The following is a 23,896-nucleotide window of genomic DNA, read 5'->3' as shown; positions in this document are numbered from 1 at the left end:
GAGGCGCCGGACGTGTGAGCGTTGTGCCACGAGGTGTCAGTGGCGCTTGCCGGCCTCATGGGTGGCCTGGGTCCAGGCGCGGGCCTGGTCGGTGAGGGTGATGCCGAGGCCGGGGCGGGACGGGACGTGCATGCGGCCGTCGCTGATGGTGAGGCGCTCGTTGAACAGCGGCTCCAGCCAGTCGAAGTGCTCCACCCACGGCTCGATCGGATAGGCGGCCGCGAGGTGGAGGTGGATCTCCATCGCGAAGTGCGGTGCCAGCTGGAGGTTGTGGTGCTCCGCGAGCGCCGCGAGCTTGAGGAACTGCGTGATGCCGCCGATTCGCGGGGCGTCGGGCTGGATGATGTCCGCCGCGTTGTTGCGGATCAGCTCCCAGTGCTCGGCCACGCTGGCGAGCATCTCGCCGGTGGCGATGGGGGTGTCGAGCGAAGCGGCGAGCGCGGCGTGGCCCTGGGCGTCGTAGGCGTCGAGCGGCTCCTCGATCCAGACGAGGTCGAACTCCTCCATGGCCCGGCCCATCCGCTGGGCGGTCGGACGGTCCCACTGCTGGTTCGCGTCGACCATCAGCGGGGCGTCGTCGCCGATGTGTTCGCGGACGGCGGTCAGGCGGCGCAGGTCCTGCTTGCGGTCGGGGTTGCCGACCTTGATCTTGATGCCGCCGATGCCACTCGCCAGGGAGGCGGACGCGTTGTCGAGCACCTGCTCGGTCGGGGTGTGCAGGAAGCCGCCGGAGGTGTTGTAGCAGCGTACGGAGTCGCGGTGGGCGCCCAGGAGTTTGGCCAGCGGCAGGCCCGCACGCTTGGCCTTGAGGTCCCACAGGGCCACGTCGTACGCGGCGATGGCCTGCGTGGCCAGACCGCTGCGCCCCACCGAGGCGCCGGACCACGCCAGCTTCGTCCAGATCTTGCCGATGTCGCTGGGGTCCTCGCCGAGCAGATTGTCGGCGATCTCCCTGGCGTGGGCGAACTGGCCGGGGCCGCCGGCCCGCTTGGAGTAGCTGAAGCCGATGCCCTCGTGCCCCTGCTCGGTCTCCAGCTCCACGAAGAGGAACGCCACTTCGGTCATGGGCTTCTGACGCCCGGTGAGGACCTTGGCGTCGCTGATCGGCGTGGCCAGCGGCAGCGTGACGGAGGAGAGCCTGATCCAGGAGATCCTGTCGAGCGTCGCCTCGCCTGCGACGTGCGCGGCGTTGGTGGTCGTGTGGGTCTTGGTCACCACTGCGTGTCCCTGGGGTGTGAGGCGGATGCGGCCGTCCGGCGGGCCGCGCCCGGCCGTGTCGGCGGGCCCTGTCGGTCTGCGGCCGACGGAGGCGTTGACTCCCCTTGAAGCTAGAGTCGGCGATTGATCCACGTCCAAGACCAATTTTGCATGCGCTGATACCCGGAGAGAATCATTGTTCACGCTGGCACAGCTCGTGAGCTTCGTGGCGGTGGCCGAGGAACTGCACTTCACCCGCGCCGCGGAGCGCCTCCGGATGACGCAGCCCCCGCTGAGCCGGCAGATCCAACTCCTCGAACACGACCTCGGAGTGCAGCTCCTCGACCGCACCAACCGGTCCGTGCGGCTCACCCCGGCAGGCCGCACCTTCCTCAACGAGGCGCGCCACATCCTGCGCCAGTCCGAGCACGCGGCCCTCGCCGTACGGCAGGTGTCGGCCGGTGAGGCCGGAGCCATCGCCATCGGATTCACGGCGGCCAGCGCGAACTCGGCCCTGGGCACCCTGCTCGAAGTGGCCCGCTCTGCCATGCCCCGAGTGGAGGTGGTGCTGCGCGAGCTGGTCACCCGCGACCAGCTGGAGGCCATCACCGAAGGCTCACTCGACCTGGGCATGATCCGCCCCGCGAACACCGGCCCCGACCTGGAGACCCGGCCCGCTGTCAGGGAGGGTCTGCTCGCCGCCCTGCCCACCGGCCATCCGCTGGCCGCGCGCGAGGGCGACCTGCGCGTGGAGGACTTCGACGGGGAGCAGGTGCTGATGTACTCGCCGGTGGAGGCCCGCTACTTCCACGAGCTGCTCGTCAGCATCTTCCGCGCGGCCCGGGTCGCACCCGTCTTCACCCAGTACCTCAGTCAGGTGCACAGCATTCTGGCGATGGTGAACGCCGGCTGGGGCATCGCCCTGGTCCCGGAGGCCGCGGCTCAGATGAGGTTCAATGGGATCACGTACAAGCCGCTGTACCTGAGGGAGCCCAAGCCGGTCGAGCTGAATCTGGTGTGGCGCAGGAGCAACGACAATCCGGCGTTGGAGGCCCTGCTCCGGCACCTGTGACGAAGCCCGGGGCTCACCCCCGCCGCACCGGCTCACCGCCAGTCGGGCGCCCCCGAGCGAGGCGACAACACCGCCTCGATCTGCGTCCGTACGTCCCGCATCACGGCGACCACGCGTTCCTGACGCTCCCCGGTGAGGCGGGCGACCGGGACCGAGCAGCTGATGGCGTCGACCGCCGGTGTGTCGTACCGCAGGGCGAAGCCGAAGCCCGCGATACCGGTCACCGTCTCCTCGTGGTCGAGGGAGTAGCCCCGCTCGCGGACGCCCGCGAGGTCGGCGAGAAGCGCGGCTCGGCCGGTGTGCGTGTTCACCGTGAGGGCGGCCAACGGGCCGTCGCCGAGCGGTAGTTCACCGTCCGCACGCTCGGCGAGCAGCGCCTTTCCGAGAGCGCCGGCGTGCGCGGGGACCCGGCGGCCGACGCGGCTGATCGTGCGCGGGTACTCGTGGGACTCGCGGGTCGCGAGATAGACCACGTGCGGACCGTCGAGCCGCGCCAGGTGGATCGTCTCGCCGAGCGCGTCCGACGCCTCGTCGAGGTACGGGCGCGCGGCGCGCACGCGTGGGTCGCTGTCCAGGTAGCTCGTACCGGTGAGGAGGGTGCGGATCCCGATCCCGTACAGCGAGCCGGTGCTGTCCGTGCGCACCCAGCCGCAGTCGACGAGGGTCCGCAGGAGTTGGTACATGCTGCTGCGCGGCACGTCCAGTTCCTCGGCGAGTTCGTCCAGGCGCGCGGGCCGGTCGTCCCTCGCCGCGAGCAGCTCCAGCAGCGCGACCGTGCGCAGTGCCGACTTCACCCCGCGAACCCCTGATGTCACGTGTGTCCCCCTGCTTCCCGGTGCCGGTCATCGTAAATCGGCGGGGCTTCACCCATTGACCCGACCAGTTCACGGACTTAGCCTCCATTCTCATACATGGACGCCATCTGCATATGGGGATCAGATCTATGAATGAGGTCGGCACGCAACCCGAGGACGTCACGCAGAAGCTGCGTGAGGGGATGGCGAAGGGGGTGCTGTCCTTCCCGCTCACGAGCCTTCGCGACGACGGCAGTCTCGACGTGGACGCCTACCGGACGTATCTGACCGCCCAGTTGGCCAGCGCTCCCGGCGTGGTCTTCCCCGCCTGCGGAACGGGGGAGTTCTTCTCGCTGGACGAGGAGGAGTACCGGGCCGTCGTCAGGGTCACGGTCGAGGTCGCCGACGGGCGGATGCCGGTCGTCGCGGGTATTGGCTATGGCTGGTCGCAGGCGCTGCGGTTCGCCCGGATCGCGCAGGACGAAGGCGCGGACGCCCTCCTCGTGCTGCCGCACTACCTGGTCGGCGCCCCGCAGGACGGGCTGGTGGAGCAGTTGCGCCGGATCGCCGCGGGCACCTGGCTGCCGCTGATCGCGTACCAGCGCGACCAGGTCACTTTCAGCGCCGATGCCCTGCGCCGGATCGCCGAGATCCCTACCGTCATCGGTCTGAAGGACGGGCACTCCGATCTCGACCGGCTCCAGCGCCTGACACTCGCCGCACCCGACGGCTTTCTCTTCTTCAACGGCGCCGCCACGGCCGAGATGCAGGCCCGCGCCTACGCAACCGTCGGTGTGCCCGCCTACTCCTCCGCGGTCCACGCCTTCGCGCCCGAGATCGCGAACGCCTTCTTCGCCGCTCTGCGTGGGGGCGACGACGAGGCGGTGAACAAGCTGCTGCGCGACTTCTACGTTCCCCTGGTGGACCTGCGCGACCGCGTCCCGGGCTACGCCGTCTCCCTGGTCAAGGCCGCGGCACGGCTGCGGGGCCTCCCGGTCGGCCCCGTACGTGCCCCGCTCACCGACCCGTCCCCGGCCGACCTCGCGGATCTCGAGAAGGTACTGGACGCCGGGCTGCACCTCGTCGGAGCGGTACGGCGCGTCGACTGACCTTCAGGCACAGGCAGTTGAAGCCATGCCGCTTCGACGCGCACACCCCCGTAACCGCCCGACCCGCGCTCCACAGTTCAAAGGGGAACTGACTTGCCTCTCGTTGTAGTGGGAATCAGCGTTCTGATTCTGCTCTTCCTCATGACCAGGCTCAGAATGAACGGGTTCGCCGCCCTCCTCCTCGTGGCCATCGGCGTCGCGCTGGTGCAGGGGATTCCGGCGGCGACGATCCCGGACGTCCTCTCGGAGGGCATCGGCGGCCAGATCGGCGACACGATGCTGACCATCGGCCTCGGCGCCATGGTCGGCCGTGTCATGGGGGACTCCGGAGCGGCGCAGCGCATAGCCAACCGGCTCCTCGACGCCTTCGGACCGCGCTGGGTCCAGGTGGCCATGGTGGTCACGTCCATGCTCATCGGCGTCACCATGTTCTACGAGGTCGCCTTCATCATCATCGTGCCCATCGCGTTCACCCTCGTGCGGGTCACCGGCGCGAAGCTGCTGTGGGTCGGGCTGCCGATGTCGATCGCCCTGTCCACCATGCACAGCTTCCTCCCGCCGCACCCCGGCCCCACCGCCGTCGCCGCGACCTTCCACGCCTCCGTCGGACACACCCTGTTCTACGGCCTCTTCATCGCCGTACCTGCCGGAGCGCTCATCGCCCTCGCGTGGCCGCGTCTGCCGTTCGTCAAGGCGATGAACCCGTCCATCCCCAAGGGTCTGGTCAGTGACCGCGAGTTCACCGACGAAGAGATGCCCGGCATGGGCTGGTCGCTGCTCGTGGCCCTCTTCCCCGTGGTCCTGATCGCGGGCGCCGCGGTGATCGACATGGTCACGTCCGGCGAGAGCCCGCTCCTGAACGCGGTCGCGTTCATCGGCTCGGCACCGATCGCGCTCATGCTGACGCTGCTCCTGGCGATATGGGCCTTCGGACCGCGCATCGGCCGCAGTCTTGCGGAGGTCAGCGCCTCCTGCGCCTCGGCGGCCCAGGCGATGGCGATGATCCTCCTGGTCATCGGCGCCGGCGGCGCCTTCAAGAACGTCCTCGTGGAGGGCGGAATCTCCGACTACATCAAGGACGTCACGGACAGCTGGGCCATCTCGCCCCTCATCCTGGCGTGGCTCATCGCGGTCATCCTCCGCGTGGCCCTCGGCTCGGCGACGGTCGCCGTCGTCACGGCGTCCGGCGTGGTGCTTCCGCTGCTCGCGGGCAGCGGGATCCACCCCGAAATCATGGTGCTCGCCGTCTCCTGCGGTTCGATCGCGTTCTCCCATGTGAACGACCCCGGATTCTGGCTCTTCAAGGAGTACTTCAACCTCTCGGTCATCGACGCGATCAAGGTCAGGACCACGTACACGACAGTGCTCGCGGTGCTGGGCCTGGGCGGCGTACTTGCCATGGAATGGGCCTTGGACCTCCTGAGCCTGTGACACACATCAACCCACACACCTTCTGACCACAGGAACCGCAATGACCTTGAGCAAGCAGCCGACCGTCACCGCGTTCGCCGTGTATCCGGTCGCCGGCCGGGACTGCATGGAACTCAATCTCTCCGGCGCGCACAGCCCCTACTTCACCCGCAACATCGTCGTCCTGCGTGACTCGGAAGGCCGCACCGGCCTGGGCGAGGTGCCGGGCGGCGAGAAGATCACCCAGACCCTGCGCGACGCCGAGTCCCTCGTGGTCGGCGCGAAGGTGGGCGACTACAAGCGTGTCCTGCGCGAGATCGGAGCCAGGTTCGCCGACCGCGACGCGGGCGGACGAGGCGCCCAGACCTTCGACCTGCGCACCACCGTCCACGCCGTCACCGCCGTCGAGTCGGCGATGCTCGACCTCCTGGGACAGCACCTCGACGTCCCCGTCGCGGCACTCCTCGGCGACGGCCAACAGCGCGAATCCGTAAGGGTGTTGGGATACCTCTTCTACGTCGGTGACCCCGGCCGCACCGACCTGGAATACGTCCGCGAACCCGACGCGGCCGTCGACTGGCACCGCATCCGGCACGAAGAGGCCCTGACACCCGAAGCGATCGTCCGCCAGGCCGAAGCCGCTTACGACCGGTACGGATTCCGTGACTTCAAGCTCAAGGGCGGCGTTCTCGAAGGGGCCGAGGAGGTCAAGGCCGTACAGGCGCTGAAGAACCGCTTCCCCGAGGCCAGGATCACCCTCGACCCCAACGGCGCGTGGTCGCTGCGCGAGGCGATCGAGCTGTGCACGCCCCTGTCCGGCACCCTCGCCTACGCCGAGGACCCCTGCGGAGCCGAAGGCGGCTACTCCGGCCGGGAGATCCTCGCCGAGTTCCGCCGTGCCACGGGCCTGCCCACCGCGACCAACATGATCGCCACGGACTGGCGCCAGCTCACCCACGCCCTGGCCCTCCAGTCGGTCTCCATCCCGCTGGCCGACCCGCACTTCTGGACCATGCAGGGCTCGGTCCGCGTGGCCCAGCTCTGCAACGCGATGGGCCTGACCTGGGGCTGCCACTCCAACAACCACTTCGACATCTCCCTCGCCATGGTGACCCACTGCGGAGCCGCCGCTCCCGGCGAGTACAACGCCCTGGACACCCACTGGATCTGGCAGGAAGGCCTGGAGCGCCTCACCACCGCTCCGCCTCGGATCGTCGACGGTGAGATCGCCGTGCCTGACGCCCCGGGCCTGGGCGTCCAGCTCGACATGGACCGGCTCCTCGCGGCCCACGACCTCTACAGGACGAAGGCCCTCGGCGCGCGCGACGACGCCATCGGCATGCGGTATCTCGTCCCGGACTGGCAGTTCGACAGCAAGCGCCCGTGCCTCGTCCGCTAGCGCTCGGCGGGCACATGGTCATGGGGACCGGCTGCGATGGCGTACGGTGGTGTCTGCCGACGCGGGGTGGAGCAGCTCGGTAGCTCGCTGGGCTCATAACCCAGAGGTCGCAGGTTCAAATCCTGTCCCCGCTACTGACGGTCAAGGCCCGGATCCTTCTGGATCCGGGCCTTGCTGTAATCGGAGCCGATACGGGATGCGGGCCCGGTCGCGCGCCGGAGTGGCCACACGGGCCGGACTGCCGGTTCAGGCGCCTGGAACACCCTCGGTCGTACGTGCTCGGCCGGGTCGGTCGTCGCGGACGGCAGGCCCGGCACTTACGCGGCCTTCACAACCTCGCCACGTATCGCCGCGGACCACTCGACGACGAGGACTTCGTACTCCCGGCGCTGCTCCGCGCTCAACCGGCCACCGCTGCACAGCATCAGACAGCGAATCTCTTCGTTCAGATCGTCGGCGGACCGCACGGAACCAGGGATCGGAGTGGTGGACATGTGAAGAAGCCTAGAGGGTCGGTGTGACAATCGGCGTCCCCGCACCGCGGGGCGGAGGTCGGGAGTTGCCGTGCGGTCGGCCCTGACCTGGGAATTTGGGCGTGGAGTCGGCCGCTCCGCGCGAAACTGTGACCTTGGCCTCACGTAGTGTCGCGGCACTCTGAGACGCTCAGGAGGGCGAGTTGGTGTCCGCGTCGGTGTCGTCGTTGCCGGGCTCACGGTCGGGTGCCCGGGGCGTACGGCGGGCCACGAGCACCGCCAGGGTGATGACGGCCGTCACGGACACGGCGAGCCCGCCCAGGCTCGTGATCGCGCCGGAAATCCACCGCCACGCCTGTTTCATCCATGCGAAGCGGTCGCCGGGCCGGGCTGCCACCTCGACGTGGGCCGTCGCGGGCGACTTTTCAACGAGCACGGTGTCGGTGTCCTTGTAGTAGGCCGTCACCGTCATGGACAGGGTGACGGTCCCCGCATTCTCGGCGCTCACGTCCCACAGCCATGTCGCCGCGTCCTTCCCGGAGATGACGTTCTGACGCTCCGACGACAGTGGCGTGCACCGCACTTGGGCACCCGAACAGTGCAACTTCACGCCGATCTGAGCACCCGCCTCGGTCTCGGAGTGCGTCTCACCGGCTCCGTCCGAGCGCCAACTGCCCAGGACCTGGGCCCGGTAGAGGAGCGGATCGCCGCCTGCCACAAGATGCAGCGACTCCGTACTGGTGCGAATGAGTTCACCTTTGAAGAGCTGATGCCGCGCCTTGTCGATCTCGTCGATATAGGCCTGCTGTTCACCCCCGCCGGGGTGGCCGTTCCCGGGTCCGGGGCGGTTGGGCAACAGGAACAGCCCGGAGGCCAGGGCGATCAGAACCGCGAGCACCATCCACGGGAAGCAGCCCGAGCCCAGGGCGGATGCGGTCGCCCCCGTACGGTGCGACGGCCGCGGCCCCTCTCGTTCGGCCATGCTGCCCCCGCCCCCCGTACGTGTCGATCGCTCCCCGGCCCGCCTTTGAAGGTGCCTCCATGGTCACTCAACTCCCTTGTATGACGCATGCGTTCAGCCGGATCCTTGGCCGTATCGTCATGGTCGGCCGACGTCGCCGAAGACGTGGACCTGCGGAGCGAAGGCCCGTACAGCCCGTTCGAGGCGTCCGGCGTCCACCTCGCACAGCGCCATGGAACGGGTGGACCCCTTGGTTCCGCGGAAGGCCTCGACGAAGGCGGGATCCACCTGCGTCGACAGATACGCGTCCAGATCGCGCAGTGCGGGGGACGTGGCCGGTTGCGGTGGCGGGGCGGGGCCCCTGCGGTGACGCACTTCGAGTTCCGAGTGCCGAAACCGTCCCGGCCCCCGCACGGCGTCCGAGAAGGTGACGGACACGATCTCCGGCCAGGGAAGGAACTCCGGTCTGCGGAAGATCAGCAGGCTGCCCAGAGTGATGCCTCGGGGGCCGATGTGTACAGCGGTCCGACGGAGGGCGGCGGCCGACAGGACCAGGACCACGTAGGGCGTGAAGATCAGCTCGATGTGGTCGTTCCCCGGAGGTTCGGCGCCGGGGACGAATCCCACACCGATGAGCACGGCGAACGCCAGAGCCAGCCAGGCCGGAGCGGTCCACTTGTAGCGGATCTCGTAGCAAGCGCCGGGTTCGTCCATGGGTCGAATGCTCCCGCGCGCCCTGAGACCGTTCAACAAGCTTTCGGTCAGGGTCTGTTCAGGGTGGGGCAGGGCTGCCGTGGCTCGCGTGCGGTGTGCTCTGCGCGCGGTGGCGCCGACGCTTCGGCCGGACGTGCCGGGTGATCGGCCGCCCCCACACCCGGCGCCCCCGGCTAAGCAGGTAAAATCGCTTCCGGACTGCGCCCGCCCCACCCGGACAGGCGCAAGGTCAGAACCACTGTTGATCACAGAGGTGTGCTCCGCGCAGCTACGACCGTTCCTTCTCCCGTCGTCCTGCCGGCCGCGAGCCGCCTGCCCCAGAAAACGTCACCGTGAGCACCGATTCCGTGCTGCGCCAGCAGCCCACTCCCGCCCCCGATTCGCCCCGCACGCCGCGCCGAGTCGGCCGGGCACCGGCCCGGCCCACCGCGGCGGCGGCCCTCCACAGCATCAGCGCGGTCACCGCTGTCCTGCTCGGGCTGGTGGCGATCGGCGCGATGATTCACGAGCCGGTCCTGATACCGCCGCTGGCCGCGAGCGCAGCCCTCGTGCACAGCGCTCCCACTCTGCCCCTGGCCCAACCCCGGAGCATCGTGCTCGGCCACCTGCTCGGCGCCGGGGCCGGTTACGCGGTCCTCGCGCTCACGAGCAGCAGCCCGTGGGCGGCGGCACTGGCGGGAGGCATCACACTCGCCGCGACGATGCTCGCCCGTACCCCGCACTCGGCGGCCTGCGCCACCGCCGTCATCGTCGTACTCCAGACGCCGGCCCCCGGCCCCTTCGTGCCGCTGCTGTTCGGCTCCACCGTGCTGCTCGTGCTGACCGGCTTCGCGGCCTCTCGGGTGCGGCGCGGCGCGCCGAAGTACCCGGCGTACTGGTGGTGACCTCCGGGACGGCGCGTCGCGCGCCGGCGCAGCCGGAGTCATGATGCGCAAACGCCGAAGTCCGGGCCGGCCCACTGCAGGCCGGCCCGGACTTCGTGTGATCAGGAGAGGTCGAACCGGTCCAGGTTCATGACCTTGTCCCACGCGGCGACGAAGTCCGTCACGAACTTCTCCTTCGCGTCATCACTCGCGTAGACCTCCGAGACCGCGCGCAGCTCGGAGTTCGACCCGAAGACGAGGTCGGCACGCGTGCCCGTCCAGATGACCTTGCCCGAGGCGTCGCGGCCCTCGAAGGTGCTGGCGTCGCCGCCCGTCGAGCTCCACGTCGTGTCCAGGTCGAGCAGGTTGACGAAGAAGTCGTTGGTCAGCGACCCGGGGGTCTTGGTGAGGACGCCGTGCGCCGACTGCCCGTAGTTCGCGCCGAGGACGCGCAGGCCGCCGACGAGGACCGTCAGCTCGGGGGCGCTCAGGTCGAGCAGGTTCGCCTTGTCGATGAGCAGGTACTCGGCCGGCAGGCGGTTGCCCTTGCCGAGGTAGTTGCGGAACCCGTCGGCGGACGGCTCGAGCGCGGAGAACGACTCCACGTCGGTCTGCTCCTGAGTGGCGTCCGCACGCCCCGGCGTGAAGGGCACCTGGATGTCGGAGCCCGCGTCCTTGGCGGCCTTCTCGACGCCCGCCGCGCCGGCGAGCACGATCAGGTCGGCGAGAGAGATCTGCTTGCCACCGGACTGGGCGCTGTTGAAGGTCTGCCGGACCCCCTCCAGCGTGCGCAGCACGGCCGCCAGCTCGTCGGGCTGGTTGACCTCCCAGCCGCTCTGCGGCTGGAGGCGGATGCGCGCACCGTTCGCGCCGCCGCGCTTGTCGCTGGCGCGGAAGGACGAGGCCGACGCCCAGGCCGTGGAGACGAGCTGAGGGACCGTCAGGCCCGAGGCCAGGACCTGGTCCTTGAGGGCGGCGACGTCAGAGGCGTCGACGAGCGGGTGCGTCACCGCAGGGAGCGGGTCCTGCCACAGCAGCTCCTCGCTCGGGACCTCCGGGCCGAGGTAGCGCACGATCGGGCCCATGTCGCGGTGGGTCAGCTTGAACCACGCACGGGCGAAGGCGTCCGCGAACTCGGCCGGGTTCTCGTGGAAGCGGCGCGAGATCGGCTCGTAGGTCGGGTCGAACCGGAGCGAGAGGTCCGTCGTGAGCATCGTGGGAGCGTGGCTCTTCGACGCGTCGTGGGCGTCGGGTACGGAGCCCGCACCCGCGCCCTCCTTCGGCCGCCACTGGTTCGCGCCTGCGGGGCTCTGGAAGAGCTCCCACTCGTAGCCGAAGAGGATGTCGAAGAAGGTGTTGTCCCAGGTGGTCGGGGTGTTCGTCCAGATCCCCTCCAGACCACTGGTGATCGCGTCGTCGCCCTTGCCGGTACCGAACGCGTTCTTCCAGCCGAGGCCCATCTCCTCGATCGGGGCGGCCTCGGGGGCCTCACCGACCTCCTCCGCGGGGCCCGCACCATGGGTCTTGCCGAAGGTGTGGCCGCCGGCGATCAGGGCGACCGTCTCCTCGTCGTTCATCGCCATCCGGCGGAACGTCTCGCGGATGTCGCGGGCCGCGGCGAGCGGGTCCGGGTTGCCGTTGGGGCCCTCCGGGTTGACGTAGATGAGACCCATCTGGACCGCGGCGAGCGGGTTCTCCAGCTCACGGTCGCCCGTGTAGCGCTCGTCGCCGAGCCAGGTCTTCTCGGGACCCCAGTAGACGTCGTCGTCGGGCTCCCAGGCGTCGACACGTCCGCCGCCGAAGCCGAAGGTGTCGAAGCCCATCGTCTCCAGGGCGACATTGCCCGTGAGGATCATGAGGTCGGCCCACGACAGGTTCTTGCCGTACTTCTTCTTGACGGGCCACAGCAGACGGCGGGCCTTGTCCAGGTTCCCGTTGTCCGGCCAGCTGTTGAGCGGGGCGAAGCGCTGCTGCCCGGTGTCGGCGCCACCACGGCCGTCGCTGATCCGGTAGGTGCCGGCGCTGTGCCACGCCATGCGGATCATGAACGGTCCGTAGTGGCCGAAGTCGGCGGGCCACCAGTCCTTCGAGGTGGTCAGCACCTCCGCGATGTCCTGCTTGACCTCGGCGAGGTCGAGGGTCTTGAACGCCGCGGCGTAGTCGAACTCCTCGCCGAGCGGGTTGGCCACGGCGGGGTTCTTGGCAAGGATCTTCAGGTTGAGCCTCTGCGGCCACCACTGGCTGTTCGCGCCGTTGCCCTGCGTCGGGTACGGGGCGCTCCCGTGCACGACCGGGCAGCCTCCTCCGTCCTGTGTTTTCGCGTCTGTGACGATCGCATCTTGGTTCTCAGACATTGGGAATCCTTCCGGACGGGGCGGATCACACTGCTCAGGAACTACGGCGGTGGAACGGGTGGGGCGCGGGCCCCGTGGACGGCCTCAGCCTCGTCGATCCAGACGATCGAGACACGAGCGCTGGTCGAGCGGATCGTGTCGATCGCGAGGCCGCGGTCTTCCGGGACAGTTCGACACTACGGCTCAAAGTGAGGCGAAGCGGTACGAATTCGGCCGCGTCGAGTGCGCGTGGGGCCTCAGGCGGCGTGGGGAGAGCGACGACCGACGCACGGTCGCGCGCCCCTCGGAGCTGATCAACTTCTGTCTCCCGCCGCACTGGAGTCTTCCTGTCCCTTGGCTATCGCCATAACCGATCCTACGATGGACAGAATCCAAGTCAAGAAGTGCACCAACCACATTTCCGATGGGACCGGGAGTGCGCCGGTCAACCTCGGGTATCCCACCCAACCTGAAAAGGTGAACCGATATGAGTGGCCTGCTTGAGCGACTGCGGGGGCGTGGCTGGCGGATGACCTCTCAGCGGCGCGTCGTGGCGGAGGTTCTCGACGGTGATCATGTGCATCTCACGGCCGACGAGGTGCACGCCCGCGCGGTGCAGCGGCTGCCCGAGATCTCCAGGGCCACCGTGTACAACGCGCTGGGCGAGCTGGTCGCGCTGGGCGAGGTCATAGAGGTCTCCACCGACGGCCGGGCGAAGCGCTACGACCCGAACGCGCACCGGCCGCACCAGCACTTGGTGTGCTCCGGCTGCGGAATCATCCGCGACGTCCATCCGACCGGCGACCCGCTCTCCGGCCTCCCGGACCAGGAGCGGTTCGGCTTCAGAGTGTCCAAGGTCGAGGTGACCTACCGGGGGCTGTGCCCGTCCTGCGCCTGAAGCCGGCTGAGCAGCGCGGCGGCACTTTCGGAACCGGATCCGGTGCCGACGGCCCGGGGGTCGGCCGGCGCCGGGCCCACCTCGAAGGGGGCGCTGTAGCCGCGTACCCCCGTGTCCCGGGTCGTGACCTCGACGGTGTAGTCGGCGCCGTCCGGCACCGGGGGCACCGCCGCGACCAGCTCGGTCTCCGGTTTGCTGCTCGCTTTCGAGGCCAGCTTGAACACGCGCTGCGCCCCGCCCTCACCGTCGCCCTGCGTCAGCCAGACGTCGACCTCCTGTCCCGTGTCGTTGCGCCACCGCACGAAGAGACTGCTGTCCACGGGGTGCACGGAGTCGGCGGCCGGCGACGTGACGGTGATCGTGGCATCGGGCGGTTCGCAGACCGCCGGCGCCGCCGGGCCGAGCCAGACGAACAGCGATGCGGCGGCGACGGACAGGAACCTGGTGCGGAGCATGTGACGACCTCGTTCCGGTGGCGGGAGGTACGGCCATACCCCTCCCACATGTCCTCGGCGGGGAACGGGTGGCCCGCAAGCTTCACCCCATGGGGTGCCGCTCCTGTGAACGATCTGCCGGTGCGGCGATGAGTTTCGGCGGACGATGAGTCCTATGAAGCAGTGGACGCACGCGGCGTCCGGCCGAGAAGAGGAGGGCCCCATGCTCACGGACGCGCTGAAGGGCAAGGTCGCGGTCATCTACGGCGGAGCCGGCTCGCTGGGAGCGGGTGTGGCGCGGGCGTACACGGACGCGGGCGCACGGGTCTTCCTTGCGGGACGCACGGAGGACACCCTGCGGAAGGCTTCGGCCGAGGTGGGAGCGGAGTACGACGTCGTCGACGCCCTGGACGAAGAGGCCGTGGAGGCTCAGGCGGACGCGGTGGTCGAGCGGGCCGGCCGGATCGACATCTCCTTCAACCTCGTGCCACGAGGCGACCTCCAGGGCATCCCGCTCACGGACATGTCCGTCGACGACTACACACGGCCGGTCGTGCAGGGCATCTCCTGCCAGTTCATCACCGCGCGAGCCGCCGCCCGGCGCATGGTCGACCAGGGCGGGGGAGTGATCCTCTCCCTCGACAGCGGCTCCAGGAACGGCACCCCGATGCTGGGCGGCACCGGCGCCGCCGACGGCGCGACGGACGCGCTGATCCGCCAGCTCGCGCAGGAACTGGGCCCGTCCGGCGTGCGTGCCCTGGGCATCTGGACCGCAGGTGTCGCGGACACGCTGACGCCGGAGAAGCTGGCGGGGGCCGGCGCCCCGGACATGGACGAAGCGGCCCTCCAGGGGGTGCTCGCCCACCTGGACAGCCTGCGCATGACCAGGCGTTCACCGAGGATCGCGGACATCGCCGCACTCGCGACCTTCCTCGCGTCGGACGCGGCCTCCTCGATCACGGGTACGTGGATCAACGCGACGGCGGGGATGTTCCCGAGCTGATCGTCTGGCTGCGCCCTGTCACCCGCCACGCCCCTGATGGGTGCAATGAATCGCGTGTGGCGGGTGACAGGGGTGTTATTGGTCCGGAAGTACCGTCGTCTCACTTGAGGAGAAGAATGCGTATCCGGACCTTTATCGTCACTGCCGCCCTCGGCGCCGTCACGGTCCTCGCGGGGGCCGGTGTGGCCAGCGCCGACACCGACGCGGACGGCTTCGCCGCCAACTCGCCCGGTTTCCTCTCCGGCAACGTCGTCCAGGTACCGATCGACGTGCCGATCAACGTCTGCGGCAACACCGTCAGCATCATCGGTCTGCTCAACCCCGCGATCGGCAACCACTGCTCCAACCGCTGATCTGGCGCCGGAGCACCATGGCTGGGCCCGCCCGGGAGACTCCGGGCGGGCCCCACCTGTTCCGGGGCGGCGGTACCAGCGTGACCCGGCTGCCTCCGCGTAAAATGGACCAGCAGGTCCACAGCGGGAGCGAGGGAATCCATGGTCGCCAGCGGGACGACAGCGGCACGCCTGACCCCGAAAGGCGCCGCGACACGGCTGCGCATCGTCGAAGGTGCGGCCACCGAGATCAAAGCGCGTGGCGCTGCCACGACCACGCTCGACGACATCCGCGCCCGCACCGCGACGAGCAAGAGCCAGATCTTCCACTACTTCCCCGGCGGCAAGGAGGAGCTGCTCCTCGCCGTCGCCGCCCTGGAGGCGGAACGGATCCTGGAGGACCAGCAGCCCCACCTGGACGACCTCGGCCGGCTGGACACCTGGCAGGCGTGGCGCGACTGGCGCGACGCGGTCGTCCGGCGTTACGAACGGCAGGGCGTCAACTGCCCGTTGGGTGTTCTCATGACCGAGCTGGGCCGCAGAACGCCCGCCGCCCAGCAGCTGACGGGGCAACTGCTCGCCCAGTGGCAGTCCGCGCTGAGGGACGGCGTGCGGTGCATGCAGGCAAGCGGGCGGATGGACCCCGCGCTGGACGCCGACCGTACGGCCGCCGCTCTGGTCGCCTCCGTGCAGGGCGGAGTGGCCGTCCTCATGGCCACCGGCAGCATCGCCCATCTGGAGGCGGCGCTGGACACGACGCTGGGGCTGCTCGGCAGATTCAGCGCGGAATGACGTGATCCGGCTGACGTGGTCCGGCCCTCCTACGACTGCGACTTCGGGCGCACGGCGTCGACGACCAGGTCGAGCAGCCGGCCCGTCTGCTCCGGAGTGTCACTGTTGGCGGCCGTCGACAAAAACGCGCCGAAGACGATCGCGGTGACGTCATCCGGGTCGACGTCTCCACGCAGCGAGCCCGCTCGCGCTCCCGCCGTCAGGATCGTGCCGATCGCAGCCGTGATCCGTTCGCGCGTGGTCGGCGTCGTGATCCGCCCCGAGGCCCATCCGGCCCGCAGCGTGTCGAGCATCCCCCGCTTCGTCGCCGTGAACTTCGCGTAGTTGTCCAGCCAGGCGCGGAGTGCGACATCGGGCGGGAACTCCTCGAGCAGGGCGGGAGCGCTCGTGGTGACGGCGTCGAGCTCGGCGGCGTAGACGGCCTCGACGAGCGCCTCGCGCGTGGGGAAGTGGCGATAGAGCGTGCCGATCCCGACGCCTGCCTCGCGGGCGATGCCCTCCAAGGCGACGGCGCCCTCGGCGGCGGCGAAGACTGCCCGTGCGACCGCGACGAGGTTCTCGCGGTTGCGCTGGGCATCGGCGCGCAGGGGGCGTTCGGCGCGCCCTGCGTGGTCGGCGGCCGGGGACGTGTCTGGGGGCATGCCGACGGGCTTCGGTTCCGGCGGAGTCAAAGCGGAGGTCCCTCCGTTAGTGGTACGGTCGATAGAGCGGAGGTTCCTCCGCTTAAGCCAATCGTTGCACAGGAGCGACTTCCTATGACGACCACCGGCACTCCCTCTTCCGACACCACGGCCACGGGCGCGGCACGCCCCGGCGGCCCCGGACGGCTCGCGGGCCGCACGGTCTCGCGCGTCGGCTTCGGAGCGATGCAGCTCGAGCGCCTGCGCGACGACCGCCGCGCCGGACTCGCCCTCCTGCGCCGAGCCGTCGAGCTCGGCATCGACCACGTCGACACCGCCCACTTCTACGGCAATGCCTTCGTCAACGGGCTGCTGCGCGAAGCGCTCCGCCCCGAGGACGGCGTACTCGTCGTGAGCAAGGTCGGCGCCGACCCCGATCCGGGCGCTCGCATCCCCCTGCGCCCCGCGCAGCGGCCCGAGGAGCTCCGGGCGAGCGTCGAGGACAACCTCAAGTCCCTGGGTGTCGACCAGGTCCCTGTGGTCAATCTGCGGCGGCTCGACTCCGGACCCGGGCTCCGCGCCGAGGGCGACCAGGTGGTCGACATCGACGACCAGCTCGCGGCCATGACCACGATGCGCGACGAGGGCATGATCGGCGCGATCGGACTGAGCAGCGTGACGGCCGAGGGCCTGCGCCGGGCGATCCCGGCGGGCATCGTGTGCGTGCAGAACGCGTACAGCCTCGTGGCGCGCGACGACGAGACCATGGTGGAGATCTGCGCCGCAGAGGGAATCGCCTGGGTGCCGTACTTCCCGCTCGGCAGCGCGTTCCCCGGCATTCCGAAGGTGACGGAGGAGCCTGCGGTCCTGGCCGCCGCGCGGTCCCTCGGCAGTACACCGTCGCAGGTCGGTCTGGCCTGGCTGCTCCAGCACTCCCCGAACACGCTGCTCATCCCGGGGACCGCGGACCCCGATCATCTCGAGGCCAACATCGCGGCGGGCGCAATCGCACTCGACGAGGCGATGGTCGCCTCCCTCGACGCCGTTCCGTCGCGCTCGGCGGACGTGCCCCTCGGCTGATCGACCGCGGCAGGGACTGCGTTGTCAGACACCTCCGCCATGGTGTTCGTACGGGGGCGGTGCGACCAACCGCCCGTGCAAGCCACTGGAGGGGGCCGGCGATGGCAGAGGTCGACAGCGGCCCGACACGTGGGTCGAACTGCCGCAGCGCGACTACTGGAAGACATGACGGAGGGACCGCTCCTCGCCCATCTCCCACCTGTGACCGACCGGGTCTCGGCCGGCGTCGGCGGATCTGCTCCGTCGTCACCGTCAGCCACTGCCTGTCCGCCGTGAGCTTCTGGCCAAGCTCCTGCTGCCGATACCCGTTGTCACTGGACGCCGTCGGGGTCTGCGGCGGTGGGACCGTCCAGGTGGTGTCCGTCGTCCAGCGCTCGCCCGCGGCCATCAGGATCTCGGTGGCGGTCGCTTTGATCTGCCCGTAGTCGAACAGGTCGGGCACACTCGCCGCCAGCCTCTGCTTGAACGCTCCCCAGGCTCGCCGTGCCGGCTCGCAGATAGTCGCGGAACAGGAGCGCGTAGCGGGCGTCGGGCCCGGTGCTCTCCCGGAGATGGACGTGGCAGGGCCTGGCGCCGACGGGCGGTGCGAAGACGAGCTTGCGGCACGGGATCCCGCCGGAGAATTCTGTACGGTTCCATGGCTCCGGCCGACACCGGAACCCGATGGCCGAGGGCAGGGCGACATCGCGCGTCTCGTCGAGCGAAGGCTCCCGAATCTGGACGTCGATACAGTGCTTGGCTGCCAGCCCCGGCACGGAGGTGGACCCCACGTGATCGATGTCCACCGGCACCCCGCCCATGGCCGTGCGTAACTGCCGGGCCAACTGTTCGAAGTCCAGCGGCTACTGCGGCCGGTGGTCGACGACTGCCAAAGGGCTGACGAGCTCATCAGGAAACGGCATGCGACGAGACGCTGCCGTCCGGCTCTGGAAGCATCGGCCCGCCGGACATGTGCGTGAACTCTATGACGGGCGGTGGGCTGGAATGGGTGGTCGATGGGAGTGGGACGACACCCTGTTCGCGGGCACCGCTCGCCACTACCGGGTCGGGCGACTGCCGTACGCCCCCGGACTGGCGGACACGCTCACCGAGGTTCTGAGGCCTGACGGGCGCGGGAGGCTCGTTGATGTCGGATGCGGACCGGGCGTCATCGCCCTGAGCCTGGCGCATCTGTTCAGCGAGATCGTCGGCGTGGACCCGGACCGCGGGATGATCGCCGAAGCCATGCGAGAAGCCGACGAACAGGGCGTGGCCGGGAAGACGCGATGGGTCCAGGCCAGGGCCGAGGATCTGCCGGCAGGCCTCGGCACGTTCGACGTGGCGACCTTCGCCCAGTCCTTCCACTGGATGGAGCGCGATCGGGTCGCGGTCACCATCAGGGGCATGCTCCGGCCCGACGGGGTCCTCGCGCACATCTCCGACCTGAAGACGGAGAAGGGGACGGAGACACACGCAGGCGAGCGGCTTCCGTACCCGGCGGTTCCCGGTTCGGCCATCGACGAACTGGTGAAGCGGTATCTCGGACCGGTCCGCCGGGCCGGTCGGGGCGTGCTGCCGCACGGGACGCCGGGCGACGAGGCCGCAGTGCTCAGCCGGGCTGGATTCTCCGGACCGCAGCGCCACGTCGTGCCCGGCGGACAGCCATTGGAACGCACCGCTGACAACGTGGTCGCAGGCGTGTTCTCGATGTCGTTCTCGACGCCGCACCTGTTCGGTGCGCGTCTCGACGCCTTCGAGACGGACCTGCGCCGACTGCTGCGGGATGTCTCCCCGTCGGGCCGGTTCTCGGCGCGTCAGCCGAGCACAGAGATCTTCGTCTGGCGCATTCGCCCCCTCTCGGCCACGGTCGGCAGGTGATCGGCCTCACGCCGGATTCAGTGCGGTGCCCAGGCTCCGCCTGACCTGTCGGGTGACTTCGTCGGCGAGGATCTCGGGGAGGCCGTCCTCCACGCCGTCGAGGGCCTGAGCCGCCACATCCGCGGGGTCGACCTTCTGGCCGGTGGGGACGCGGGCGGCCATGTCGGTGTCCATGTACGCCACGTGCAGAGCAGTGACCGCGATGCCGCGGGGAGCCAGTTCCTCGCGTACCGCGTTCGTCTGTGCCCATGTGGCGGCCTTGGTCGCCGCGTAGGAACCGAGACCGGCGGGGTGCAGCCAGGACAGCGCGGAGAGCACGTTCAGCACCGCGCCTCCGCCGTTGCCCTCCATGACCGGGGTGAACGCCCGCGTCAGGGCGAGGGGCCCGAAGAAGTTCGTCTCCAACTCAAGCCGTACGGCGTCCAGTTCGCCGGTGATGAGGGTGGTCCCGGTGGAGATCCCGGCGTTGTTCACCAGCAGAGTCGTGTCGGTTGCGATGCGAGCCGCCTCCCGGATCGAATCCGCGTCGGTCACGTCCAGGCGGAGCGGGGTGACGCCCGCCAGGTCCACGTTCTCGGGGTGCCGCGCAGCGGCGTACACCTTCGCTCCGCGCTGGACGAGCTGGTCGGCCAGATGGCGGCCCAGCCCTCGGTTGGCTCCGGTGACGACTGCGACCGCGCCCTTGAGTTCCATGTCCGCTCCCGGTGATTCGGGGGCCCGGGGTCCGGGCCCCAAGTAGATTATGTACATAATCTAAACTGGGTCTACGATAGATGGCAAACGACATCCAATGGGGAGAACGGGGAGGTGGCTCATGGGTCGCGTTTCGCAGGCGCAGGCTCTGGAGAACCGCAGGCGCGTAGTGGAGAACGCCTCCCGGCTGTTCCGGGAGCAAGGGGCGCACGTCAGTGTTGCCGAGCTCATGAAGGCGTCCGGCCTGACCCATGGCGGTTTCTACAAGCAGTTCGCCTCCAAGGAGGCGCTCGTGGACGAAGCCACCGCTCACGCGTTCGACGAACTCGCTCGGCGTCGCGCGGACGGCCTCGAGCAGAGTGACGGGCAGCGCGATGCCGCGCAGCAGAGGTTGATCGACGCCTACCTCTCCGTCGCGCACCGCGACAACTCGGCGGATGGCTGTCCCGCCGCCGCACTCGCCACGGACATGGCGCGCGGGTCGGGTGACCGTGAGGCCCGCCGCGTGTACAGCGAGGGAGTCGGCGACTTCGCCGACTGGCTGGCCACCGAGGACCAGGACGGCATGGCCCGGCTCTGCACGATGGTCGGCGCGCTCGTCCTGGCCCGCGCCACCAGGGAGTTCCCGATCTCGGAGGAGATCCTCACCGCCGCGCGCGAAGCGCTGACGGCAACCGATTGACGGGAGCGCCGGGGGCGATCAGCCCACGTGGACATGGGGCCGGCGGGCGGGGTCGGGTTCGGCTTCGCGCAGGACCTCGCGGGTGACGGGGGCCACCTCGCCCTGGCCGAAGAGGAAGAAGCGCAGGAAGTTGGCGAGCGGATTGCCCTCGGTCCACTCGAAGTAGATGTGGGGAACCCGGCCGGTGGTGTCGCGGATGTGCAGGAGCAGGGCGGCCAGGGCGTTGGGGATCGAGGAGCCCTCCAGGGCCAGCACCCGGTAGCGGCCGTGCAGCACCTCGCCGCGCACGTTCAGGTCCCCCTCGAACTCCGACGGGTCGAGGACCGTGACCTCGACGAAGACGAAGTCCTCGTGGGCCGGGACGTCGTTGTCGTGACGGATCTGGTCGATCTTCGCGCGGTACTCGCCGATGTCGCGGTTGTCGGGCTCGTTCGCGATGAACCTGACCTTGCGGCTGGCGATGTCCCGTACGAAACGCTCGGCCATGGAGTCGAGCGTGACGTGGGTGACGCGCAGTTCGAAGGCGCGGGCCAGCCGGGAGAGGAGCGACACGAGGATGATGCCGGCGATGAAACAGGCACCGATCTTCACGCCGTCCGGGCGCTCGATGACGTTGACGACCGTCGTGTAGAGGAACACCGCCGAGATGACGGCGAAGCCGATGGTCCAGGTGCGCTGGCGGGCCTTGCGCGCGGCGATGGTGACGGCGATCGCGGCGGAGCAGATCAGGACGAGGACACCGGTGGCGTAGGCGCCGCCCTGGGCGTCGACGTCGGCGTCGAAGATCCACGTCACCAGGAACGCGACCAGGGTGAAGACGATCACCATCGGACGTACGGCGCGGGCCCAGTGCGGCGCCATGCCGTAGCGCGGCAGGTAGCGGGGCATCAGGTTGAGGAGCCCGGCCATCGCGGAGGCGCCCGCGAACCACAGGATCGCGATGGTGGAGATGTCGTAGACCGTGCCGAAGGCACTGCCCAGGTACTCGTGAGCGAGATACGCGAGCGCCCGGCCGTTGGCCTGGCCACCGGACTCGAACTCCTTCTCCGGGATGAGCAGTGTGGTGATGAAGCTCGTGCAGACGAGGAACACACTCATGATCGCGGCGGCCGTGGTCAGCAGCTTCTTGGCGCCCCGGATACGGCCCGTCGGCCGCTCCTCGGTGTCGGTGGGGTCGCCCTTCACGTGGGGCATCACCGCCACGCCGGTCTCGAAGCCGGAGAGGCCGAGCGCGAGCTTGGGGAAGACCAGCAGGGCTACCCCGATCATGGCGAACGCGTTGCCGTGTTCGGCGGTGAGTGCCGTGGTCCAGTCGACGATCACATGTTCCTTCGTGATCACGTGCCAGAGGCCGGTCACCACCACCACGACATTGAGCGAGAGATAGATGCCGACCAGGACGACGGCGACGCCGATCGCCTCCAGGAACCCTTTGAGGAACACCGCGCCGAGCAGGGCCACCAGGACGAGCGTGATGACCATCTGTTTGTTGTGCAGGGTGCCGGTCAGGTGGGGGTTCTCGACGAGGTGGGTGGCGGCGTCCGCCGCCGACAGGGTGATGGTGATGAGGAAGTCGGTCGCGGCGAAGCCGAGCAGGGTGAGGACGAACAGCTTGCCCTTCCAGAAGGACAGCAGCCGCTCCAGCATCGCGATCGAGCCCTCGCCGTGCGGGCTCTCCTCCGCGACCCGGCGGTACACCGGCAGCGCACCCACAAGCGTGACGATCACCAGCACGATGGTCGCCACCGGCGACAGCAGACCGGCCGCGAGAGCCGCGATGCCGGGCTGGTAGCCGAGGGTGGAGAAGTAGTCGACGCCGGTCAGACACATCACGCGCCACCAGGGCTGCCCCTTGTGGGACGGCTCCGTGGCGGCGTCCGCCCCGTGCGGAGCGGTCTTCGCCATGTCGGACAGGCCCTCGAGCATCCACGCGCGCAGGCGACTCGTACGGGGCCCGTGGGTGGTGGCCATCGGTGTACTCCTGACGTGCTGCCCAGCCCGGGGTCCCGGCCATCGCACGGACACCCGGGCCGACGTCCACTGCTCGCGATACCCGGGCCCACGCCCGGCTCAGCGCTGAGAGGAACGGTGCCACTCGTCCGTGCCGCCCATTGTCACCAGCGGCCGGAGGATCGGCACGGCGACGAAGCGCATTCGGCGGGGGCCACGACCGGGGCGATGGACGGTGCCCACGCCGCGCAGCACACTTGTGAGGAAGGCAGGTCACGCAGCTGCCCCCGGGCTTCGCGGGGCGGGCGGAGCACCCCCGTGATACGTAGATCTGGGGGCGGTGCCCGAGAGCTGGAGGCGACACGTATGACCGGCAATCCGCTGACCGGCTACCCCGTGCGGGACCGGATCGCACTGGCCGCCGGCCTGCTCTGCCCCTTCCTCGTCGCGCTCGTGCTGGTGCCCTTCCGTACGGACCTCTCGTCCACCAACGCGGCCCTGATCCTGGTCGTGGTGGTCGTCGCCGTGGCGGCCGTCGGCAGCCGACTGGCGGGCGCCGTCGCGGCGCTCTCGGCGGCGGCCTGGTTCGACTTCTTCCTCACCCGCCCGTACCAACGGTTCGGCATCACCGACTCCGGCGACGTCGAGACGGCGGTGCTGCTCCTGGTCGTCGGGCTGATCGTGTCGCAGCTCGCGGCCCGCGCGCGCCGGCTGAAGGTGGTCACGGTCACCGACTCGGAGTACCTCGCGCGGATCCACGGGACCGCCGACCTCGCCCAGTCCTCCACCTCCGCGGACGCGGTCGTCGGCCATGTGCGCGAACAGCTGACCGAGCTGCTCGGACTGCGCGGCTGCCGATTCGAGTACGGCACGCTCCTGGGCCGGCCGCCGCGTCTGGAACAGGACGGCACCGTGGTGGTCGGCCGCAGGCGCTGGGACGTCGACAGCGGGGGCTGGCCGGACGGCGAGATCGAACTGCGTGCGTACGGCAACGGCCGCTACCTCGGCCGCTACATGCTCACGCCTGGGCCCGGCCCCGTCCCGCCGCTCCAGGCGCGCCTCGTCGCTGTGACGCTCGCCGATCAGACGGGTGCGGCGCTGGACATCACGCGCCCGGCGAAGGGCGCCTGAACGGCGGGGGAGAGGCTCGCCCGGTGCCGTGGAGCCCCGGCGGTCGGGGTGAGCGTCGTAGCGGCGGCCGGTGAGCATGGCCACGTGCCGCGACGTATG

At 69.6% G+C, this 23,896-nt stretch carries 24 protein-coding genes and 1 tRNA gene; 14 read left to right on the top strand and 11 right to left on the bottom strand.

Features of this window, described 5'->3' with window-relative positions; all coding sequences use genetic code 11:
- Positions 1-36: 36 nt before the first annotated feature.
- Positions 37-1,218 (bottom strand): L-talarate/galactarate dehydratase, encoded by a 1,182-nt coding sequence (locus tag ACZ67T_RS17390; RefSeq protein WP_454400842.1) that lies wholly within the window; start codon positions 1,216-1,218, stop codon positions 37-39.
- Between the two features lie 175 nt (positions 1,219-1,393).
- Here ACZ67T_RS17390 and ACZ67T_RS17385 point away from each other — a divergent pair, with 175 nt between their 5' ends.
- Positions 1,394-2,269: a LysR substrate-binding domain-containing protein gene (locus tag ACZ67T_RS17385; protein ID WP_469984846.1), complete on the top strand. Its 876-nt coding sequence runs from the start codon at positions 1,394-1,396 to the stop codon at positions 2,267-2,269.
- 32 nt (positions 2,270-2,301) lie between these two features.
- On the opposite strand, the gene ACZ67T_RS17380 is transcribed toward ACZ67T_RS17385, so the two are convergent.
- Positions 2,302-3,063, bottom strand: coding sequence for an IclR family transcriptional regulator (locus ACZ67T_RS17380; protein WP_469984844.1), 762 nt, complete (start codon positions 3,061-3,063; stop codon positions 2,302-2,304).
- 149 nt (positions 3,064-3,212) lie between these two features.
- On the opposite strand from ACZ67T_RS17380, the gene ACZ67T_RS17375 reads away from it, so the two are divergent.
- The 4 genes from ACZ67T_RS17375 (at position 3,213) to ACZ67T_RS17360 (ending at position 7,115) form a co-directional block, all read left to right on the top strand.
- Positions 3,213-4,172: a 5-dehydro-4-deoxyglucarate dehydratase gene (locus ACZ67T_RS17375; protein ID WP_469984843.1), complete on the top strand. Its 960-nt coding sequence runs from the start codon at positions 3,213-3,215 to the stop codon at positions 4,170-4,172.
- Positions 4,173-4,265: 93 nt separating this feature from the next.
- A complete protein-coding gene (locus tag ACZ67T_RS17370) occupies positions 4,266-5,603 on the top strand; it encodes a gluconate:H+ symporter (RefSeq protein ID WP_469984841.1) in 1,338 nt (445 codons plus the stop codon).
- A 40-nt stretch (positions 5,604-5,643) separates the two neighbouring features.
- On the top strand, positions 5,644-6,981 hold the full coding sequence (locus tag ACZ67T_RS17365) for an enolase C-terminal domain-like protein (protein ID WP_469984839.1): 1,338 nt from the start codon (positions 5,644-5,646) through the stop codon (positions 6,979-6,981).
- Positions 6,982-7,041: 60 nt separating this feature from the next.
- Positions 7,042-7,115 (top strand) — tRNA-Met (locus tag ACZ67T_RS17360).
- A 183-nt stretch (positions 7,116-7,298) separates the two neighbouring features.
- Here the strand turns inward: ACZ67T_RS17360 and ACZ67T_RS17355 are convergent.
- The 3 genes from ACZ67T_RS17355 to ACZ67T_RS17345 all read right to left on the bottom strand — a co-directional run bounded on the left by ACZ67T_RS17355 (position 7,299) and on the right by ACZ67T_RS17345 (position 9,129).
- Positions 7,299-7,475, bottom strand: coding sequence for a hypothetical protein (locus ACZ67T_RS17355; protein ID WP_469984837.1), 177 nt, complete (start codon positions 7,473-7,475; stop codon positions 7,299-7,301).
- Between the two features lie 169 nt (positions 7,476-7,644).
- Positions 7,645-8,436 (bottom strand): hypothetical protein, encoded by a 792-nt coding sequence (locus ACZ67T_RS17350; RefSeq protein WP_469984835.1) that lies wholly within the window; start codon positions 8,434-8,436, stop codon positions 7,645-7,647.
- Positions 8,437-8,553: 117 nt separating this feature from the next.
- Positions 8,554-9,129: a hypothetical protein gene (locus tag ACZ67T_RS17345; RefSeq protein WP_469984833.1), complete on the bottom strand. Its 576-nt coding sequence runs from the start codon at positions 9,127-9,129 to the stop codon at positions 8,554-8,556.
- A gap of 332 nt (positions 9,130-9,461) precedes the next feature.
- Between ACZ67T_RS17345 and ACZ67T_RS17340 the strand changes: the two genes are divergently transcribed.
- A complete protein-coding gene (locus tag ACZ67T_RS17340; protein WP_469984832.1) occupies positions 9,462-10,013 on the top strand; it encodes an HPP family protein in 552 nt (183 codons plus the stop codon).
- Positions 10,014-10,114: 101 nt separating this feature from the next.
- Here ACZ67T_RS17340 and katG read toward each other — a convergent pair whose 3' ends face one another.
- Positions 10,115-12,346: a catalase/peroxidase HPI gene (gene katG / locus ACZ67T_RS17335; RefSeq protein WP_469984830.1), complete on the bottom strand. Its 2,232-nt coding sequence runs from the start codon at positions 12,344-12,346 to the stop codon at positions 10,115-10,117.
- A 466-nt stretch (positions 12,347-12,812) separates the two neighbouring features.
- On the opposite strand from katG, the gene ACZ67T_RS17330 reads away from it, so the two are divergent.
- Positions 12,813-13,223, top strand: a complete 411-nt coding sequence (locus ACZ67T_RS17330) for a Fur family transcriptional regulator (RefSeq protein WP_469984829.1) — start codon at positions 12,813-12,815, stop codon at positions 13,221-13,223.
- On the opposite strand, the gene ACZ67T_RS17325 is transcribed toward ACZ67T_RS17330, so the two are convergent.
- The gene (locus ACZ67T_RS17325) at positions 13,193-13,678 is read right to left on the bottom strand and encodes a Ser-Thr-rich GPI-anchored membrane family protein (protein WP_469984827.1); all 486 of its coding nucleotides are present in this window, start codon (positions 13,676-13,678) and stop codon (positions 13,193-13,195) included. The genes ACZ67T_RS17330 and ACZ67T_RS17325 overlap by 31 nt on opposite strands.
- Before the next feature lie 154 nt (positions 13,679-13,832).
- Here ACZ67T_RS17325 and ACZ67T_RS17320 point away from each other — a divergent pair, with 154 nt between their 5' ends.
- The 3 genes from ACZ67T_RS17320 (at position 13,833) to ACZ67T_RS17310 (ending at position 15,784) form a co-directional block, all read left to right on the top strand.
- A complete protein-coding gene (locus ACZ67T_RS17320; protein ID WP_469984825.1) occupies positions 13,833-14,660 on the top strand; it encodes an SDR family NAD(P)-dependent oxidoreductase in 828 nt (275 codons plus the stop codon).
- A 116-nt stretch (positions 14,661-14,776) separates the two neighbouring features.
- Complete coding sequence (locus tag ACZ67T_RS17315; protein WP_469984824.1) at positions 14,777-15,013, top strand: chaplin; 237 nt, start codon at positions 14,777-14,779, stop codon at positions 15,011-15,013.
- Between the two features lie 141 nt (positions 15,014-15,154).
- On the top strand, positions 15,155-15,784 hold the full coding sequence (locus ACZ67T_RS17310; protein WP_469984822.1) for a TetR/AcrR family transcriptional regulator: 630 nt from the start codon (positions 15,155-15,157) through the stop codon (positions 15,782-15,784).
- Between the two features lie 29 nt (positions 15,785-15,813).
- On the opposite strand, the gene ACZ67T_RS17305 is transcribed toward ACZ67T_RS17310, so the two are convergent.
- Positions 15,814-16,425, bottom strand: a complete 612-nt coding sequence (locus ACZ67T_RS17305; protein WP_469984820.1) for a TetR/AcrR family transcriptional regulator — start codon at positions 16,423-16,425, stop codon at positions 15,814-15,816.
- Between the two features lie 114 nt (positions 16,426-16,539).
- On the opposite strand from ACZ67T_RS17305, the gene ACZ67T_RS17300 reads away from it, so the two are divergent.
- A complete protein-coding gene (locus tag ACZ67T_RS17300) occupies positions 16,540-17,484 on the top strand; it encodes an aldo/keto reductase (RefSeq protein ID WP_469984819.1) in 945 nt (314 codons plus the stop codon).
- Between the two features lie 311 nt (positions 17,485-17,795).
- On the opposite strand, the gene ACZ67T_RS17295 is transcribed toward ACZ67T_RS17300, so the two are convergent.
- Positions 17,796-18,284 (bottom strand): GrpB family protein, encoded by a 489-nt coding sequence (locus ACZ67T_RS17295; RefSeq protein ID WP_469984818.1) that lies wholly within the window; start codon positions 18,282-18,284, stop codon positions 17,796-17,798.
- 184 nt (positions 18,285-18,468) lie between these two features.
- Between ACZ67T_RS17295 and ACZ67T_RS17290 the strand changes: the two genes are divergently transcribed.
- Positions 18,469-19,341 carry a class I SAM-dependent methyltransferase gene (locus ACZ67T_RS17290; protein ID WP_469984817.1) on the top strand — a complete coding sequence of 291 codons (873 nt, stop codon included), beginning with the start codon at positions 18,469-18,471 and terminating at the stop codon, positions 19,339-19,341.
- A 6-nt stretch (positions 19,342-19,347) separates the two neighbouring features.
- Here the strand turns inward: ACZ67T_RS17290 and ACZ67T_RS17285 are convergent, their stop codons facing one another.
- Positions 19,348-20,034, bottom strand: coding sequence for an SDR family oxidoreductase (locus tag ACZ67T_RS17285; protein ID WP_469984816.1), 687 nt, complete (start codon positions 20,032-20,034; stop codon positions 19,348-19,350).
- Positions 20,035-20,155: 121 nt separating this feature from the next.
- On the opposite strand from ACZ67T_RS17285, the gene ACZ67T_RS17280 reads away from it, so the two are divergent.
- On the top strand, positions 20,156-20,716 hold the full coding sequence (locus ACZ67T_RS17280) for a TetR/AcrR family transcriptional regulator (RefSeq protein WP_469984815.1): 561 nt from the start codon (positions 20,156-20,158) through the stop codon (positions 20,714-20,716).
- Positions 20,717-20,734: 18 nt separating this feature from the next.
- Here ACZ67T_RS17280 and ACZ67T_RS17275 read toward each other — a convergent pair whose 3' ends face one another.
- Entirely contained in the window at positions 20,735-22,687 is a 1,953-nt protein-coding gene (locus ACZ67T_RS17275; protein ID WP_469984814.1) for an APC family permease, read from the bottom strand.
- 345 nt (positions 22,688-23,032) lie between these two features.
- On the opposite strand from ACZ67T_RS17275, the gene ACZ67T_RS17270 reads away from it, so the two are divergent.
- Entirely contained in the window at positions 23,033-23,797 is a 765-nt protein-coding gene (locus ACZ67T_RS17270) for a DUF4118 domain-containing protein (RefSeq protein WP_469984813.1), read from the top strand.
- The last annotated feature ends 99 nt before the right edge of the window (positions 23,798-23,896 follow it).

This window comes from Streptomyces sp. NPDC107517 (genome assembly GCF_055582645.1).
This window is presented reverse-complemented; position numbering and strand designations above follow the sequence as displayed.